The organism is Winogradskyella costae (genome assembly GCF_013403865.1).
Lineage (GTDB): Bacteria > Bacteroidota > Bacteroidia > Flavobacteriales > Flavobacteriaceae > Winogradskyella > Winogradskyella costae.
Genome location: NZ_JABFDK010000001.1, coordinates 906,965 through 923,423, shown reverse-complemented (window position 1 = coordinate 923,423; position 16,459 = coordinate 906,965). Strand labels below are relative to the sequence as shown.

At 33.3% G+C, this 16,459-nt stretch carries 15 protein-coding genes; 4 read left to right on the top strand and 11 right to left on the bottom strand.

Annotated elements, in window-relative coordinates; genetic code table 11:
- Positions 1–47 precede the first annotated feature (47 nt).
- The 3 genes from HM986_RS03935 to mfd all read right to left on the bottom strand — a co-directional run bounded on the left by HM986_RS03935 (position 48) and on the right by mfd (position 5,737).
- On the bottom strand, positions 48–1,349 hold the full coding sequence (locus HM986_RS03935; protein ID WP_179333765.1) for a TlpA family protein disulfide reductase: 1,302 nt from the start codon (positions 1,347–1,349) through the stop codon (positions 48–50).
- A gap of 171 nt (positions 1,350–1,520) precedes the next feature.
- Positions 1,521–2,384 (bottom strand): DMT family transporter, encoded by an 864-nt coding sequence (locus HM986_RS03930; RefSeq protein WP_179333764.1) that lies wholly within the window; start codon positions 2,382–2,384, stop codon positions 1,521–1,523.
- Positions 2,384–5,737, bottom strand: coding sequence for a transcription-repair coupling factor (gene mfd, locus HM986_RS03925; RefSeq protein WP_179333763.1), 3,354 nt, complete (start codon positions 5,735–5,737; stop codon positions 2,384–2,386). The genes HM986_RS03930 and mfd overlap by 1 nt, the downstream gene beginning before the upstream one ends.
- Before the next feature lie 116 nt (positions 5,738–5,853).
- Here mfd and HM986_RS03920 point away from each other — a divergent pair, with 116 nt between their 5' ends.
- On the top strand, positions 5,854–6,285 hold the full coding sequence (locus HM986_RS03920; RefSeq protein ID WP_179333762.1) for a tellurite resistance TerB family protein: 432 nt from the start codon (positions 5,854–5,856) through the stop codon (positions 6,283–6,285).
- A gap of 98 nt (positions 6,286–6,383) precedes the next feature.
- On the opposite strand, the gene fbp is transcribed toward HM986_RS03920, so the two are convergent.
- A complete protein-coding gene (gene fbp, locus HM986_RS03915) occupies positions 6,384–7,394 on the bottom strand; it encodes a class 1 fructose-bisphosphatase (RefSeq protein ID WP_179333761.1) in 1,011 nt (336 codons plus the stop codon).
- Between the two features lie 125 nt (positions 7,395–7,519).
- Here fbp and HM986_RS03910 point away from each other — a divergent pair, with 125 nt between their 5' ends.
- The 3 genes from HM986_RS03910 to HM986_RS03900 are packed head-to-tail and all read left to right on the top strand — an operon-like array spanning position 7,520 to position 11,099.
- Entirely contained in the window at positions 7,520–7,996 is a 477-nt protein-coding gene (locus tag HM986_RS03910; protein WP_179333760.1) for a GNAT family N-acetyltransferase, read from the top strand.
- A complete protein-coding gene (locus tag HM986_RS03905) occupies positions 7,996–9,246 on the top strand; it encodes an aspartate kinase (RefSeq protein ID WP_179333759.1) in 1,251 nt (416 codons plus the stop codon). Before HM986_RS03910 ends, HM986_RS03905 begins: the two co-directional genes overlap by 1 nt.
- Before the next feature lie 20 nt (positions 9,247–9,266).
- Positions 9,267–11,099: a GNAT family N-acyltransferase gene (locus HM986_RS03900; RefSeq protein WP_179333758.1), complete on the top strand. Its 1,833-nt coding sequence runs from the start codon at positions 9,267–9,269 to the stop codon at positions 11,097–11,099.
- A 175-nt stretch (positions 11,100–11,274) separates the two neighbouring features.
- On the opposite strand, the gene HM986_RS03895 is transcribed toward HM986_RS03900, so the two are convergent.
- The 7 genes from HM986_RS03895 to HM986_RS03865 all read right to left on the bottom strand — a co-directional run bounded on the left by HM986_RS03895 (position 11,275) and on the right by HM986_RS03865 (position 16,361).
- The gene (locus HM986_RS03895; protein ID WP_218841385.1) at positions 11,275–11,499 is read right to left on the bottom strand and encodes a hypothetical protein; all 225 of its coding nucleotides are present in this window, start codon (positions 11,497–11,499) and stop codon (positions 11,275–11,277) included.
- Between the two features lie 252 nt (positions 11,500–11,751).
- Positions 11,752–12,138, bottom strand: a complete 387-nt coding sequence (locus tag HM986_RS03890) for a VOC family protein (protein ID WP_179333757.1) — start codon at positions 12,136–12,138, stop codon at positions 11,752–11,754.
- A 65-nt stretch (positions 12,139–12,203) separates the two neighbouring features.
- On the bottom strand, positions 12,204–12,662 hold the full coding sequence (locus tag HM986_RS03885) for a DUF1801 domain-containing protein (protein WP_179333756.1): 459 nt from the start codon (positions 12,660–12,662) through the stop codon (positions 12,204–12,206).
- 28 nt (positions 12,663–12,690) lie between these two features.
- Positions 12,691–13,629: a 2-hydroxyacid dehydrogenase gene (locus HM986_RS03880; protein ID WP_179333755.1), complete on the bottom strand. Its 939-nt coding sequence runs from the start codon at positions 13,627–13,629 to the stop codon at positions 12,691–12,693.
- Between the two features lie 52 nt (positions 13,630–13,681).
- On the bottom strand, positions 13,682–15,055 hold the full coding sequence (gene mgtE / locus HM986_RS03875; RefSeq protein WP_179333754.1) for a magnesium transporter: 1,374 nt from the start codon (positions 15,053–15,055) through the stop codon (positions 13,682–13,684).
- A 66-nt stretch (positions 15,056–15,121) separates the two neighbouring features.
- Positions 15,122–15,898, bottom strand: coding sequence for a 16S rRNA (adenine(1518)-N(6)/adenine(1519)-N(6))-dimethyltransferase RsmA (gene rsmA, locus HM986_RS03870; protein WP_179333753.1), 777 nt, complete (start codon positions 15,896–15,898; stop codon positions 15,122–15,124).
- Positions 15,899–16,043: 145 nt separating this feature from the next.
- On the bottom strand, positions 16,044–16,361 hold the full coding sequence (locus HM986_RS03865; RefSeq protein WP_179333752.1) for a DUF4286 family protein: 318 nt from the start codon (positions 16,359–16,361) through the stop codon (positions 16,044–16,046).
- Between the last annotated feature and the right edge of the window lie 98 nt (positions 16,362–16,459).

Below are 16,459 nucleotides of genomic sequence, written 5' to 3'. Positions count from 1 at the left end.
TGATTTCTTACTTAAAAGCATAAAAAAGAATATGAGTTTTAAAGAATTTATAGTGACTTTAAAATAGCTTTTAAATCTTTAAAATCACTAGGTTTAGCCTTGATGATTTTTGAAGAATCTAATATAAAGTAGGTTGGCGTTGCTGAAATTCCGTACGATTTAACAATTGGGTTATCCCATTTGTCTAAACCTTTTTGATGTATAAAATCTGGGTATTTTTTAATTTCTACGTCCCAATTACTGTCATCACCTTCTAACCCAAAAGCAATAACTTTTAACTGTGGTTTATCTGCTACCAACTTTTTGACTTCAGGTAACTCGTTTAGACAATGGCTGCAAGCACTACTCCAAAAAATAAGCAAGTAGTCTTTTGCGTCTTCAATTTGATGTAGGCTAGTATTTTTACCATCTAAAGTAATTTCAAAATTGGGAGCTTTAGATCCTATAGAAGTATTTTTAAAAGAGATAACCATATCTTCTAAAACTTTATTGTTAGTGGATTTTGCCAATTCTAATAGATAGTTGTCAGTAATATAATTGGCAAGATTATTATTATTCAATGCTACAAAGCGCTGCCAAAGCATTTCTAAAAGACTCGTTTTAATACTTAAATCATCATTATTAATAGCTGCAGCAACGTCATCAATATGTTGTTTATAAGTGGCTTCACTAGGTTCTGCAACCATGTTGAAAACATAAGCGGTAACACGATCTATTAAATATGAAGAACTCTGAAGTAGGTAATCACTAAAATCAACCTGACTTAAATAGTGTTGCTTTAAATTTTGCGAATAGATACTAATGCCTTCATATTGTGAAGGAATATAAGGTCGGTTGGCTTTAATGAAATTGAAAACCAATTTATCTTTAGCCAATTCTTCGTAAGCTGTTTGTGTGTTTTTTAAAGTTTTGAAGATGGCATTAAAACCTTTTTTGTCATTATTTTCTTTAGAGTAATAATTACTAATAGTTTGGTTCACCATTTCTATACTTTTTAAGTAAGACGTCCAAAGTTTATTTTCTTCAGATTTAGTGAATTCAACACCTTTCTTATGACTAAAATTAAAGGCAACGGTTTCTTTTCCATCATAGATAAAATCGAAATTGTTTTCTTCTGGTGGAGTTGCATATACAATTTTATATATTCCTGGAGTGAGGGTAGAATCTAATTGAATTTCAAAATTACCGTCACTATCTAATTGTCCTTTGTTTATGTAATTGGCACTTTCTGGAGTGGCGTGGTATAGAAACGCGTAACTAAAGTCTTTGGCTGGTGAAAATGAACCTTTGATGCTTTGAGCTTGCATTATTAAAGGTAAAACCAAAAATAGGATTAATAATTTTTTCATGATAAAGTATATTTTTATAATGCGTTTTTTCTAATTGTTAATTGATTTTTCTACCTTTTATACCGCTTATATAATCGTAAAAATAACTGATATATTCGACTTCAAATTATCTCATTCATAAATAATGCTCATCATTGAATAACTTCAATAATTAAGCCATTATTGTTCTAGTTAATTCTTTTTAGACCTAATGCTTTCAATAATTACAGTTGCTAAAATTAAACTGCCTCCAATAAAAGTTTTAGATGAAGGTAATTCATTTAAGAAAAAGTAAGCAATAATAATTCCGAATATAGGTTGTGTGCTGCCAATGATACTTGCTGTACTAGCTTTAAAGTATTTTAAGCTCTTTACAAACATGGTGTGACCTATAGCTGTGGTCACTATAGCCAATAGTAATACATAAGGGTATTGGGTAGTAATATTAGAGGTGTCCATAAAATAGAGCACAGGAGCTAATACCACACTTAATATTAATACTTGATAGAACATAAGCATAATGCCATCGTATTTGGTAATATGATCTTTTAATATTAAAATTCTCAAAGCATAGCATATCGCCGATATTATACCACAGAACACTCCTTGTAATTGACTACTTTCTAAATCGAATTCTGGAGCTAGAATGTAAATACCAATAAGTACCATACTTCCTAATACAATGTGTATCGGGTCTAGTCTTGTTTTTGAAAAGAAAGGTTCTAATAAGGCAATAATTACAGGAAATGTAAATAGCGAAATCATACCTACTGCTACATTAGAGAGTTTTAAAGCGTAGAAATAAAAAATCCAATGCCCACCCATTAATAGTGCCGCAATGAAAAAAGTAAAACGATCTTTTTTGTTACTCACTTTTAAATTAATGCCTTTAAAAACACAGAAAAAGAACAATATAGCGGCAGCTAAAATAGAACGCCACCAAATAATTACAGGTGTTGGCATATCTATAAATTTGCCTAAAGGGCCAGAGGTACTAACACATATTGTTGCAATAATGAGGAGTAAAAGGTGATTTAAATGGCTTTTTTCATTCATTAGATATCCTTTAAGGCCATTAGCGCTTGCTTGGTATTCTTAATTTTTTCGAATGTTAGTATTAAGCGTAAGCCTTTTCGGGTTTGTTTCTCTTTCATTTTGCATTTTCCTGCATTCATCTGTACAAATTGCAATACTTTAGTAAATGCTTCACTTTGATAAAATCCACTTTGTTGATCTTGAACAAAATAACCAATCATTTTACCTTGTTTCATAATCAGTTTTTCAATACCCATTTTTGTAGCAATCCACTTTAGTCTTACGCTATCTAATAAATCTGATACCTGGGTTGGTAATTCGCCGAAACGGTCAATTACGTCAGATTCAAATTTAGCGAGTTCGTCTTCGGTTTTAATGGCATTAAGCTTGGTATAAAGATTTAAGCGTTCGGTGATATTATTAATATAATCGTCAGGAAATAGCAATTCAAAATCCGTGTCAATAGTTATATCTTTTACATATTGCTTAGGCTTGCCATCGTCTTTATATAAATCTGAAAATTCAGTTTCTTTTAATTCATCTATCGCTTCGTTTAGGATTTTCTGATAAGTATCGAAACCAATATCATTAATAAAACCACTTTGTTCGCCGCCTAATAAATCACCTGCACCTCTAATTTCTAAATCTTTCATAGCAATATTGAACCCACTGCCCAATTCTGTAAATTGCTCTAAGGCTGAAATCCGTTTTCTGGCATCGGTTGTCATTGCAGAATACTCTGGAGTAATAAAATAACAAAATGCTTTTTTGTTGCTTCGACCTACACGACCACGCATTTGGTGTAAATCACTCAACCCAAAATTGTTCGCATTATTAATGAAAATAGTATTGGCATTTGGAACATCTAAACCACTTTCTACAATAGTGGTTGCGATTAAAACATCAAATTCACCATTCATAAAAGCGAGCATTAGGTTTTCTAGTTTTTTACCATCGAGCTGTCCATGGCCAATACCAATTTTTGCATCAGGCACTAAACGTTGAACCATACCAGCAACTTCCTTAATATTTTCAATTCTATTATGAATAAAGTAAACCTGACCACCACGTTGAATTTCATAACTTACCGCATCTCTAATCGTTTCTTCTCCAAAACGAATGACATGACTTTCTATAGGATACCTATTTGGAGGAGCTGTATTAATGACCGATAAATCTCTTGCAGCCATTAAACTAAACTGAAGTGTTCTCGGAATTGGAGTTGCAGTCAGCGTTAATACATCTACGTTTTCCTTTATGGTCTTTAATTTTTCTTTTACAGAAACACCAAACTTCTGTTCTTCATCAACAATTAGTAATCCTAAATCTTTAAATTTTACATTTTTACTAGCGAGTTGATGGGTACCAATAATAATATCAACGTTTCCTTTTTCTAAGCCTTCTAAAGTTTCGCGTTTTTCTTTGGCTGTTCTAAAACGGTTGACATAATCTACAGTCACCGGAAAATCTTTTAAACGTTCTTTAAACGTACGCGAATGCTGATAAGCTAAGATAGTTGTTGGCACTAAAACAGCAACTTGTTTCCCATTATCTACAGCTTTAAAGGCGGCTCTTATAGCAACTTCAGTTTTACCAAAGCCTACATCACCACAGATGAGGCGATCCATTGGACGCTCACTTTCCATATCTGCTTTTATATCTGCTGTAGACGTAATTTGATCGGGAGTATCTTCATAGATAAAAGATGCTTCCAACTCCAATTGCATATGGCTATCTGGTGCGTATTGAAATCCTTTCTTTAGTTTTCGTTTGGCATAAAGTTTTATAAGGTTGAAAGCAATTTCTTTAACCTTAGATTTCGTTTTTTGTTTTAAAGTAGCCCAAGCTTTACTTCCTAATTTATATACCGTTGGCGGTTTACCATCTTTACCGTTAAACTTGGTAATCTTGTGTAGAGAATGAATGCTGAGGTATAAAATATCCCGTTCTCCGTAAACCAATTTAATAGCTTCTTGTTTTTTGCCTTCAACATCTATTTTTTGAAGCCCTCCAAACTTCCCAATTCCATGGTCAATGTGCGTTACGTAATCACCGATTTCTAGATTGGTGAGTTCTTTTAAGGTGATGGCTTGTTTTTTGGCGTAACCATTTTTAAGATGAAATTTATGATAACGATCAAAAATTTGATGATCGGTATAAACCGCAATGTTGTGATCGGTGTCTATAAAACCTTGATATAACGACAATACAACCGTTTTATAATGCACAGTCTGCTCAGCGTCATCAAAAATATCGTGAAAACGTTTGGCTTGTTGTTCGCTAACACAAGCAATATAATTGGTTATGCCGTTAGCGTGATTTTCGTTTAAATCGTCAATTAACAAATTGAATTGCTTATTGAATGCTGGTTGTGGCTTAGTATAAAAGGCAATAAGTTGCTGCGCGAAAAAAGCTTCGGTTCCAAATTCTACTAAAGGATAGTCTAGAAATTGACGTTTTAATAAGTCAGAATTACAGAATAATTCTTCAGGAGAAGCATGCTTTACTTCGCTAGATAAATTATTAAAAGCTTCTTCAGCTTTGCCATAAAAGTCATCAATTCTTGAAAATGTAAGGGATGCATTTTTAGAAAAAATAACCGTCTTATTCGATATGTATTTTAGAAAACTTTCGCGTTGTTCTGCAATCATCTTATTGGCTACATTCGGAATAATACTTACTTTTTTAATCCGCTCGGTTGATAGTTGTGTTTCTACATCAAAAGTTCGGATACTATCAACTTCATCTCCAAAAAATTCTATTCGATAAGGTTCGTCATGCGAAAATGAAAACACATCTATGATACCACCTCTAACTGAAAACTCGCCAGGTTCTGTTACAAAATCGACACGCTTAAATTTGTATTCAAACAATACCTCGTTTACAAAATCGATACTTAGGTCGTTACCAACTGAGATTTTTAAAGTGTTCTTTTCAAGTTCTTTTTTAGTGACTACCTTTTCAAAAAGCGCGTCAGGATAGGTCACAATAATACACGGTTTTTTACGCGAATTAATACGGTTTAAAACTTCGGCACGTAAGAGTACGTTGGCATTATTGGTTTCTTCAATTTGGTATGGTCTTCTGTAGCTTCCTGGATAAAACAACACGTCTTTATCATTAATGAGTTGTTCTAAATCATTAAGATAAAAAGCGGCTTCTTCTTTGTCATCAAAAATCAATAAAAAAGGTTGGTCTGCTGTTTTAAAAGCTTCGGAAACCGTAATTGAAAATGAGGAGCCAACGAGTCCTTTTAAATGTGTTTTTGACTTGCCTTGAGCGGAGTCTAAAGGTTCGCTTTGGGCAATAGCAGTTTGCAGATTTTGCAGTTGCAAAGTCTGTGCGAATGTTTGGGCAATAGATACTTTACTCAAGTTTCTTATTTTGGAATTACAAATATAAAATTTTTGAAGTGTTCACTAATGATAATTCTTTGAATAGAATTATATTTGTTCAGAATTAATAATTAGATAATAAATAAAGTATATATATGTCATTTTCAGATTTATTCGATAGCGGATTTAAAAAGCGTAACGAAGACCATTTTGCAGCCATAGTTAGAGTTGCTAACAGTGATGGTGTTATTACCGAGAAAGAGAAAGCGTTCTTAGATCGTTTAGCTACACGATTAGATATTTCGGAGTTAGAATATAAGCAGATATTAATAGATTATAAAAGTCACCCTATAAATCCACCAACATCTTATGACATGCGTTTAGAGCGTCTTTATGATTTGGCACGTATGGTATGGGTAGATGATATCGAAGGGCCAAACCAACATTGGTTATTAGAGAAACTTTGTGTGGGCTTAGGTTTTAATTCTAATAACGTTAAGTATATAGCGGATAAAGCTTTAGCATTGGCTTATGAGAAGGTAGATCTTGATACATTTATTGATGGTATTAAGTCCATGAATGAGTAATAGCTCTTAACTTAAAAAGCGACTATATTTAACATTATAACGTTAAATATAGTCGCTTTTTTATTGGTTTTAATTTAAAGCTTTAGACTTTAAATTATTTATTTCTCTTCGTTGCGCATAAACTCTTCAGCTTTTTCTACCATATTTACACTACCACAAATAAAAGGTACGCGTTCATGTAATTCTGTAGGTGTAATATCCATTATTCTTGTAAACCCATCACTTGCTTTACCATTAGCTTGTTCTGCAATAAAAGCTATTGGGTTACACTCATATAATAATCGTAATTTTCCTTTTGGGTTTTTAGAACTTTTTGGGTACATGTAAATACCTCCTTTAATCATGTTTCTATGAAAATCAGAAACTAAAGAACCAATATATCTACTTGTATATGGTCTTTCTCCTTCATCTTGTTGGCAGTATTTTATATACTTTTTGATGCCTATTGGGAAGTCTGAATAATTTCCTTCATTTACAGAGTAGATGTTGCCATCTTTTGGAAATTCCATATTAGGATGCGATAGATAATAAGAGCCAATCGCTGGGTTTAATGTAAAACCATTAACACCATCTCCTGTTGTATACACTAACATAGTAGATGTACCATATACCACGTAACCAGCTGCAACTTGCGCGCTTCCTTTTTGTAAGAAATCCTCTAAAGTTACTGGTGTACCTAATGGAGTAACACGTCTATAAATTGAGAATATGGTTCCTACAGAAACATTAACATCAATATTAGATGAGCCATCTAAAGGGTCAATTAAGACGACATACTTATTCTGATTATTTTCATCTTGGCTATTAATAGCAATAAAATCATCTTCTTCTTCACTAGCAATACCACAAACAATGTTTCGTTTAGTTAAAGTTTGAATAAACTTGTCGTTGGCATATACATCTAGTTTTTGTTGATCTTCACCTTGGATATTTGTATCACCAGCATTACCAATGATATCTACTAGGCCAGCTTTATTAACTTCGTGATTAACAACTTTAGCTGCTAAACGAATAGAATTTAATAGACGAGACAGTTCCCCTGAGGTATATTTAAAAGACGTTTGATTTTCAATTATGAATTCCCCTAAGGTTTGATTTGGTTTAGACATGAAGTATAATATTGATTAGTAGCACACAAATATCGCCTTTTTTAGGAAACTATAACGTTTTCGTACTTTAAAAAAATTGTTTTGTAAAGTGAGATTAGATTATCTTTGACTCTTTTATTTGCAAAATGAAACAACCAAGATTAGCACTTATCGAAGATATGCCAAGAGTTTTAGAACTTATTGAAGAATTGGCAACGTTTGAAAAAGAAGAGGATGCTGTAGAAATTACAGTATTAGACTTACAGAATGATGGATTTGGTACAAATCCAAAATTCACTTGCTTTGTTAGTGAAATTGACAATAAGATTGAGGGGATTGCCTTGGTATATATGAGATATTCCACATGGAAAGGCGAAATTTTACACTTAGAAGATCTTATTGTTAGCGAAGAATGTAGAGGTAAAGGTTTGGGTACACTGCTTTTAAATGCAGTTGTAAAATATGCCAAGCAACTAGATGTGAAACGCGTAAGTTGGGAGGTACTAGATTGGAATGAACCTGCTATAAGCTTTTACGAAAGTAAAGGTGCAGATGTAAAGCGCGACTGGAATGTGGTGCACTTAGATAAAAACGGAATTGAAAATTATTTAAATAGAATATAATGCGCATTTTTAAATTTGGTGGTGCATCGGTAAAAGATGCAGATGGTGTAAAAAATTTAGCAAAAGTTTTAAAAACCACAGGATACGATAACACTTTAGTTGTGATTTCAGCAATGGGAAAAACGACTAATCGAATGGAGTTAGTAATTAAAAATTATTTTGAACATAAGGAGGAATTACAAAGTGCCATTCACGAAGTTATTAAATGTCATAATGATATTTTAGTCGATTTATTTGAGAATAATCGTCATCAAGTATTCACAGATGTAAAGGCCTTTTTTGATGAGTTAAATGCCTTTTTTAAAAGTAATAAATCCCCGGATTATAATTATGTATACGACCAAGTTATCGGTTATGGTGAATTAATTTCGACCACAATAATCAGTCATTATCTTAATGAAATTGGCTTAAAAAATAATTGGGTTGATGTTAGAGAATTTGTAAAAACCGATAATTATTACAGACGTTCTAATGTAAATTGGGAAAAAACACAAGTAAATATTTCTTCTAATTTAAATCCTAATATTTTAAATATTACACAAGGATTTTTAGGTAGTGATGCTAATAATTTTACCACTACTTTAGGTAGGGAGGGTAGTGACTATACGGCGGCTATTTTTGCGTATTGTTTGAACGCTGACAGTGTTACAATTTGGAAAGATGTACCAGGCGTTTTAAATGCAGATCCAAGATATTTTGAAAACGCTCAACTATTACATCAAATCTCATATAGAGAAGCTATAGAGTTGGCTTTTTATGGAGCTTCGGTGATTCACCCTAAAACGCTACAACCATTACAGCAAAAGGAAATTCCGTTGTATGTAAAGTCGTTTCTAAATCCGGAAGGAGATGGTACGTGCGTTAGTAAAGGAAAGGGAATAGTACCAGAAGTTCCGTGTTTCATTGTTAAGAAGAATCAGACATTAATTTCATTATCATCTTTAGATTTTTCTTATATTATGGAAGAAAACATTAGTGAAATATTTAGTCTGTTGCATTTATATAAAATGAAAGTCGATGTGATTCAGAATTCTGCAATTAGTTTTTCTGTTTGTATTGATAATTTATTTGATAATCTCGAAAAACTACTGCAGCATTTAAAAGCAAAATTTAAGGTAGTTTGTCATAATGATGTGAGTTTATACACTATTAGACATTATAATGACGTTGTTGTAGATGAACTTGAAAAAGACAAGGTTGTGTTGCTTAAACAGTTAGCGCAAGGGACAGTTCAAATCGTTACTAAATAAATAGTTGTTACATTTGTTTTATGGGGAAATCGTCCGATACTGGTTTAGTAACCGCAAAAGAAGTCGCTAAAGCTATCCATGCTGATAAGTATGGTTTTTTGGGTACTTTTTTTGGATGGACATTGATGAAGGTCCTTAAAATTTCTACAATAAATAAATTTTATAAACGCAATAAGCACCTAAGTGATGGTGCTTTTCTAGATGCTATTTTAGAAGAATTTCAGATAAAATTTGAGATTCCTGAAGAGGATATGAAGCGTCTCCCTAAAGAAGGCCCTTATATAACAATCTCTAATCATCCGCTTGGTGGTATTGATGGTATTTTACTATTAAAACTTATGATAGAGCAGCGAAGTGATTTTAAAATCATAGCTAATTTTCTGTTACATCGTATTGAGCCGTTGAAGCCATACATAATGCCTGTAAATCCTTTTGAAGGTAGAAAAGATGCAGCGAGTAGCATTGCTGGTTTTAAAAATTCCATTAGACATTTAAGAGATGGACATCCTTTGGGAGTGTTTCCTGCTGGTGAAGTTTCTACTTATCGTGATGGCAAATTAGTTGTCGATAAGGAATGGGAGGTTGCCGCGATGAAATTAATTCAGAAAGCAGAAGTTCCTGTGGTTCCTATTTATTTTCATGCTAAGAATAGTCGATTATTTTATAGACTTTCTAGATTAAGTGATACACTAAGAACGGCAAAATTGCCTTCTGAAGTCTTAACTCAAAAACGCCGTGTAATAAAAGTGAGAGTCGGTAAGGCTATCTCGGTAAAAGATCAGAAGGAACACCCTACACTTCCTGAGTTTTCAGAATTTTTAAGACGTAAAACTTATATGTTGTCTAAAACATTTGAAGACAAACCTAAGATTCTAGATAACATCCAATCACAGCTAAAAGTCGCAAAAATTCCAAAACGAATTGTGACTCCAATAGCACCGAAAGTAATGATTGCTGAGGTAGATAAGCTAAGGGTAAGTGATGGTAGACTGTTAGAAAGCAAAAATTATGAAGTGTTTTTAGCATCTGCAAAAGACATTCCTAACATATTAAGAGAAATAGGTAGGTTAAGAGAAATTACATTTAGAGAAGTTGGTGAGGGTACCAATGAAGCTATTGATTTAGATAAGTTTGATACCTATTATCATCATATGTTTTTATGGGATAATGAAAAAAACCTGATTGCTGGAGCGTACAGAATGGGCTTAGGATCTAAGATTTTTGAACGTTTTGGTATTGATGGATTTTATTTGCAAGATTTATTTCGCTTTGAGCCAGAATTGCATAAAATGATGAGCCAATCTATAGAAATGGGTCGTGCGTTTATCATTAAAGAGTACCAGCAAAAACCAATGCCTTTATTTTTACTGTGGAAAGGTATTGTTCATATTACTTTACGTTTTCCTGAACATAAATATTTAATTGGAGGAGTAAGTATTAGTAATCAGTTTTCTAATTTTTCAAAAAGTTTGATGATTGAGTTTATGAAATCCCATTATTACGATCCGTATGTCGCACAATACGTTCATCCAAAAAAAGAGTTCAAAGTAAAGCTGCAAGATGCTGATAAAGATTTTGTTTTTGATGCTACCGAAGCTGATTTAAATAAATTCGATAAAATTATAGATGAAGTAGAGCCGGGTGCATTGCGATTACCTGTCTTACTTAAAAAATATATTAAACAAAATGCAAGACTTGTTGCATTTAATGTAGATCCTCTTTTTAATAACGCCGTAGATGGATTAATGTACATAAAAATTGAAGACTTACCAGAAAGTACTGTAAGGCCTGTAATGGAAGAATTTCAGGCAGAATTAGAACGTAAATTTACAGATACCCACGAGGATAAATAAGATAATTATTATAAATCACTCTGTTCCTTTTTTTTTTTTTTTTTTGAGTGTATATCAAAGGTTTATAGGGCGGAAGTAGTAATAAAATAGTAGAACTATTTATTGATACGGAGTGAGTATTTATTTTTAGTAGGCAAATAAAAAACCCAGAATTAACATTCTGGGTTTTGATATATTATAGGCCTTTAAACCATTCTTGAAATTGTTTGCCGAATAAAAATGTTGGTTTCATTTCTCCTCCTAATGCAGCGATTAAACTCATAACCCAAGCTATGAGTAAAACAAGCCACATTATTAAATTTAAAATCGGAATCCAAGATGAAACGACTGCTATAAGAACTAAGCCTAGTATCTGTCTTATGTAAAAAGAGCCGAATTCAGTTTTATTACTACTATTCATTACAATAGCAATTATCCATCCAATAAAAGTAATGTGAGCAATAACAGCAACATTTTTACCATCACTGAATACTTGTTTAGTATCGTTATTAAAATCATCAGCAGCTCTTTTTGCATCACGTCCAAATTCCTTAGCGTCATCAGAAAACTCATTATATGCCTGATTTAGATATTCCTAATAAACAAATTGCAAGACCATTAGTTAACCATGGCGATGTATATTACAGGCCTAAAGATTTTAAAAAATTTGAATTTATTGAAAAGCACTGTCTATAGGCTCCCAAAGTTCAATTTTATTGCCATCATTATCGAGTATCCATCCAAATTTACCATAATCGTATTCTTCCATGTCCCCGACAACAGTAACACCTTCTTCTTTTAAAATTTCTAAAAGTTCTTTTAAATTTTCAACTCTATAGTTAAACATAAAGTCCTTTTTTGAAGGTTCAAAGTGCTTTGAATCCTCTGCAAATGGACTCCATTGTGTAGAGCAATCTTTACCTTCTTTGTCTTGCCACCAAAAGGTAGAACCATAATCATCTGTATTAAAACCTAGATGCTTTTTGTACCAATCTTTTGCTGCTTTTGGATCTTTAGTTTTAAAGAATAGACCTCCGATTCCTGTGACACGTTTTTTCATTTCATGATGAATTTATTTCAAGATTTCATTAGTTAAAATCCTAAATATTATACTTCTCTTTTTTTCTACTTTTTCTTTAAAACGGACTCATAAATATTAATCCATTCCTCACAACTCATTTTACTAGTGAGTTCCCCTATGAGCTCAAACGGAATTTCGTCTATTTTTTTAAATCGGATGCAACTTTTTCCCATATCTAGCTTTCGCTTACAATGTTTAGGATATTCTTTAATAAACCAATCGTGTAGTTCCGGATTGGCGTAAATACCGCTATGATATAAATTGACTGAGTTTTTTTGAGACGCAAAACTCATAAACGGTAAAGGTGTTTTTGGGTCACAATGATAACCGTCTGAATACACAGTATGAGGTACGTAGTAACCAATCATATTATACTGTATGCCTTCTTCAAACCCCTCTGGTAAATTATCTTTTATAACTTGTCTCAATGTTGTCAAGGCACTTTGACGCTCTTCGGGTACTTGACTTATGTAATCTTTTGGAGATGTGGCTGTGTATGTCATGTTTAAAAGGGTATTATTAGTATCTAAGTTAGCAAAATTTCGTTTTTATCTTATCAACAATTGTTTGTGAGAGTTTAATGTTGCTTTCAATTGTCCAGCCTGCCACATGTGGAGAGAGTAAAACATTTTCTGATGCTATTAAATATTGAAATGCTTCAGGCATATCATTTGAAGTAAATAGATTTTCAAAGGATGATTTTTCATATTCCAAAACATCTAATCCTGCTCCTAGAATTTTACCTGATTTTAAACTTTTTATTAAATCTTCAGTAACGACGCTTTTTCCACGCGCTGTGTTAATCAACCAAAAAGATTTCTTAAATCCATTTATAAAGTCTGAATTAATCATATCCAAGGTCAAATCTGTTTGTGGTATATGAAGACTTAAAACATCGGACTTTGCTTTTAATTCTTCAAGAATTACTTGCTTAGCGTTGGCGTCTCCAACATCGGTTTTTATATCGTAACACAACACATCGACGTCAAATCCTTTCAACTTTTTTGCGAAGGCTTTTCCCATATTACCATAACCAATCAGTCCAACAGTTTTGCCGTCTAGCTCTAATCCGCGGTTGTCTTCTCGTAACCACTTGCCTTGTCTAACTTCTTTGTCTGCTTTGTTCAGTTTATTAAAAAGTGACAACAACATTCCTAAGGCGTGTTCGCCAACAGCGTTTCTATTACCTTCTGGAGCAGAAATAAGGTGTATGCCTTTTTCTTTGGCATAGTCACAATCTATATTTTCTAACCCAGCACCAACACGTCCAATGAATTTTAGGTTTTTGGCGGCATCTAAAAATGATTTGTCAATGCTAAACCGACTGCGGATAACCATGCCGTCATAATCAGAAATTTTAGCCTCAATTTCAGATTTTGAAGATGTGTAATCTTCGTGATTTTTAAATCCTAACTCGTTGAGTTGGCTTAAAAGTAGTGGGTGGTTAGAGTCTAGGTGTAGTATTTTCATGGTAATACCAGTTAACGTAGGTTATAATATTTAGATGTTTTTAGGTTATTAATTAAATACCTAAAATCAATTTGGCGATTAAGAAGTAAATTAGGATACCAAAAACGTCATTACTTGTAGTAATAAATGGTCCGGTTGCAACCGCAGGATCAATACCTCTTTTGTCTAAAAAAATCGGAATAAATGTACCAATAATAGCAGCCATTACGATCACAGCAACTAAAGCAATACTAATAGTTATGGACACGATGTATGGTGTTCCGAATATAAAGTGTGTAATAAGGATGGCAACAAGTGAAATTGCGACACCATTTACTAAGCCGAGTAAAAACTCTTTGAATAAGCGTTTTAAAATTTTGCCATCGATAGTGCCATTGGCAATACCTTGAACTACGATTGCAGAAGACTGTACACCCACATTTCCGGCTGTTGCCTGAATTAAGGGTACAAAACTAAGCAGCACAATAAAGTTACCCATGTTATCATTAAACTGCTCTATAATACTGGCGGCACCAAGACCACCAAACATGCCGATAAACAACCAAGGCAATCTTGCTTTGGTTAATTTAAAGATACTATCATCCGCTTCTACATCTTGCGAGATACCAGCTGCTAATTGGTAATCTTTATCGGCTTCCTCTCGTATAACATCTATAATATCATCAATGGTAATTCGACCTACTAAAGTTTGGTTGTCATTAACGACCGGAATGGCTTCCAAATCGTATTTCGCCATTATTTTTGCAACATCCTCTACGTCATCATCAACATGTACCCAATCCACATTGTCTTTAGCTATATCTGCGATTTTTGTATCACTTTTAGAAATAATTAAATCTTTTAAAGACAATCTACCAATAAGTTTATCGTGTTTATCTACAACGTAAACGGAATGTACTCTTGTAACATCTTTGGCCTGTCCTCTAATTCGGCGTAAGCACCCAGCCACAGTCCAAGTTTCATAAACCTTAACTAACTCTTTTGCCATGAGTCCACCCGCGGTGTCTTCATCATAGGCTAAAAGTTCTTGAATTTCTTCTCGGTGTTCGTCGTCTTCAATTTGCGAGATTACTTCGGCTTGTCTAGCCTCTGGAAGTTCTGCAATCATATCTGCAGCATCATCCGTGTCTAGCTCTTCAACCTCTTCTGCAATTTCTTTAGTAGAAAGGTTTCTAAGAATTTTTTCTCTAATATCCTCATCGAGTTCCATAAGGATCTCAGAGGTAGTCTCAGAATCGAGCAGCTTTATGACATAAACGGCATCATCGAGATCTAAGTCGTCAAGAATTTCTGCAATATCAGCGTGGTGATACTCGTTTAAAAGGATTTCGAGGTCGTTGTCGTTTTGTTCTTCGACTAGGATTTCAACCTTTTCAATAAGTTCATCAGTTAACTGAAACTGTATGTTGTCTTGGATATCTTCCACTTGATTATTAATATGCTTTTACTTTAAAATGTTATTTGTCTGCGTTCTATATGGTCGCAGCAGAAATTAGTTTTCGTCATTTTCTATGAGTAACGTCAGCGCAATAAACTGAGCAACACTCAGTTGTTCTGGTCGCTGTCCAAATATAATATTTGCTTTTAAATTATCCGATAGATTGAATGTTTTTAAGCTGTTACGTAATGTTTTTCTTCGCTGTTGAAATCCTGTTTTTACGACTCTAAAAAATAATTTTTCATCACAAGGCAACTCGTAGTTCTCCTTGCGTTTTAGTAAAAGAACGCCCGAATCGACCTTCGGTGGGGGATTAAAAACTGTTGGCGGAACCGTAAATAAATATTCAGCATCATAAAATGCTTGAGTTAAAACGGATAAAATACCATAAACTTTTGAACCTTCTTTAGAACAGATGCGCATAGCAACTTCCTTTTGAAACATTCCTGAAAACTCAGGGATTTGATCTCTCATTTCTAAAGTTTTAAAAAGAATTTGAGAGGAAATATTATAAGGGAAATTACCAATAATAGCAAATGGTTTGTTTTCAAACACGAGGTTTAAATCGTATTTTAAGAAATCCTTTTCTATGATTCTATCAGCAAGATGTAGATAATTATTTTTTAAGTAATCTACAGATTCTGTATCGATCTCAATAACATGTGTTGTAGTGTCTTTTTTTAGAAGATACTTTGTTAGCACACCCATACCTGGGCCAATTTCTAATACATCATTATAACCTAAAAGCGATAAACTATCGGCAATTTGTTGTGCAATAGATTCGTCTTCTAAAAAATGTTGGCCTAGGTGTTTTTTTGCTCTTACTGTCATGTATTTATTTTTCTAACAAAGGCGCAAAGGCGCAAAGTGTTATAACACAAAGATACGCGGAGATGTGCCGAGATTCGCAGAGTTGTTAAAATATTCTTTATTTATCTTTATAATTAAGATCGGGAGAAATATTTCTATAGTTTTATTATAATTCTACAGAATACTCATCTACGACTTCTAGTTCCGTTCTAAATGCTAATACTTTGTCACCAAAACGTTGCAAGCCATCTTGTTTTAAGCGTTCGGCATGTTCGGTATAATATGTAGTTAAGTCCTCACGAGAGTGGGCTCTATATTGCACAGAATAGGTGTCAGCTTCATCATCTTCAACTAAAACTTTTGTAAGTTTAGCTTCCTTAAAATGACCGGTCGCCAAAACCAATGGAATATGCTCTTTTATCCATTCTAACCATTCTTTGGATATGCTTTTATCTATGTTTAGGGTAACGTTATATATAATCATGTTTTGTAAATATGAATTTGATGCAAAAGTATGAAATTGGACGTTAATAATTCTTTATTCCAAAGGCGTAAAAGAGGACAAAGCTTCGCAAAAGAAGA

What these genes read in the sequence shown, in the direction of transcription:
- HM986_RS03935 (WP_179333765.1), bottom strand. Translation starts at nt 1,349, where the DNA reads ATGAAAAAATTATTAATCCTATTTTTGGTTTTACCTTTAATAATGCAA.
- HM986_RS03865 (WP_179333752.1), bottom strand. Translation starts at nt 16,361, where the DNA reads ATGATTATATATAACGTTACCCTAAACATAGATAAAAGCATATCCAAA.
- HM986_RS03900 (WP_179333758.1), top strand. Translation starts at nt 9,267, where the DNA reads ATGGGGAAATCGTCCGATACTGGTTTAGTAACCGCAAAAGAAGTCGCT.
- HM986_RS03920 (WP_179333762.1), top strand. Translation starts at nt 5,854, where the DNA reads ATGTCATTTTCAGATTTATTCGATAGCGGATTTAAAAAGCGTAACGAA.
- HM986_RS03890 (WP_179333757.1), bottom strand. Translation starts at nt 12,138, where the DNA reads ATGAAAAAACGTGTCACAGGAATCGGAGGTCTATTCTTTAAAACTAAA.
- rsmA (WP_179333753.1), bottom strand. Translation starts at nt 15,898, where the DNA reads ATGACAGTAAGAGCAAAAAAACACCTAGGCCAACATTTTTTAGAAGAC.
- HM986_RS03905 (WP_179333759.1), top strand. Translation starts at nt 7,996, where the DNA reads ATGCGCATTTTTAAATTTGGTGGTGCATCGGTAAAAGATGCAGATGGT.
- HM986_RS03930 (WP_179333764.1), bottom strand. Translation starts at nt 2,384, where the DNA reads ATGAATGAAAAAAGCCATTTAAATCACCTTTTACTCCTCATTATTGCA.
- HM986_RS03880 (WP_179333755.1), bottom strand. Translation starts at nt 13,629, where the DNA reads ATGAAAATACTACACCTAGACTCTAACCACCCACTACTTTTAAGCCAA.
- HM986_RS03885 (WP_179333756.1), bottom strand. Translation starts at nt 12,662, where the DNA reads ATGACATACACAGCCACATCTCCAAAAGATTACATAAGTCAAGTACCC.
- fbp (WP_179333761.1), bottom strand. Translation starts at nt 7,394, where the DNA reads ATGTCTAAACCAAATCAAACCTTAGGGGAATTCATAATTGAAAATCAA.
- HM986_RS03910 (WP_179333760.1), top strand. Translation starts at nt 7,520, where the DNA reads ATGAAACAACCAAGATTAGCACTTATCGAAGATATGCCAAGAGTTTTA.
- HM986_RS03895 (WP_218841385.1), bottom strand. Translation starts at nt 11,499, where the DNA reads ATGAATAGTAGTAATAAAACTGAATTCGGCTCTTTTTACATAAGACAG.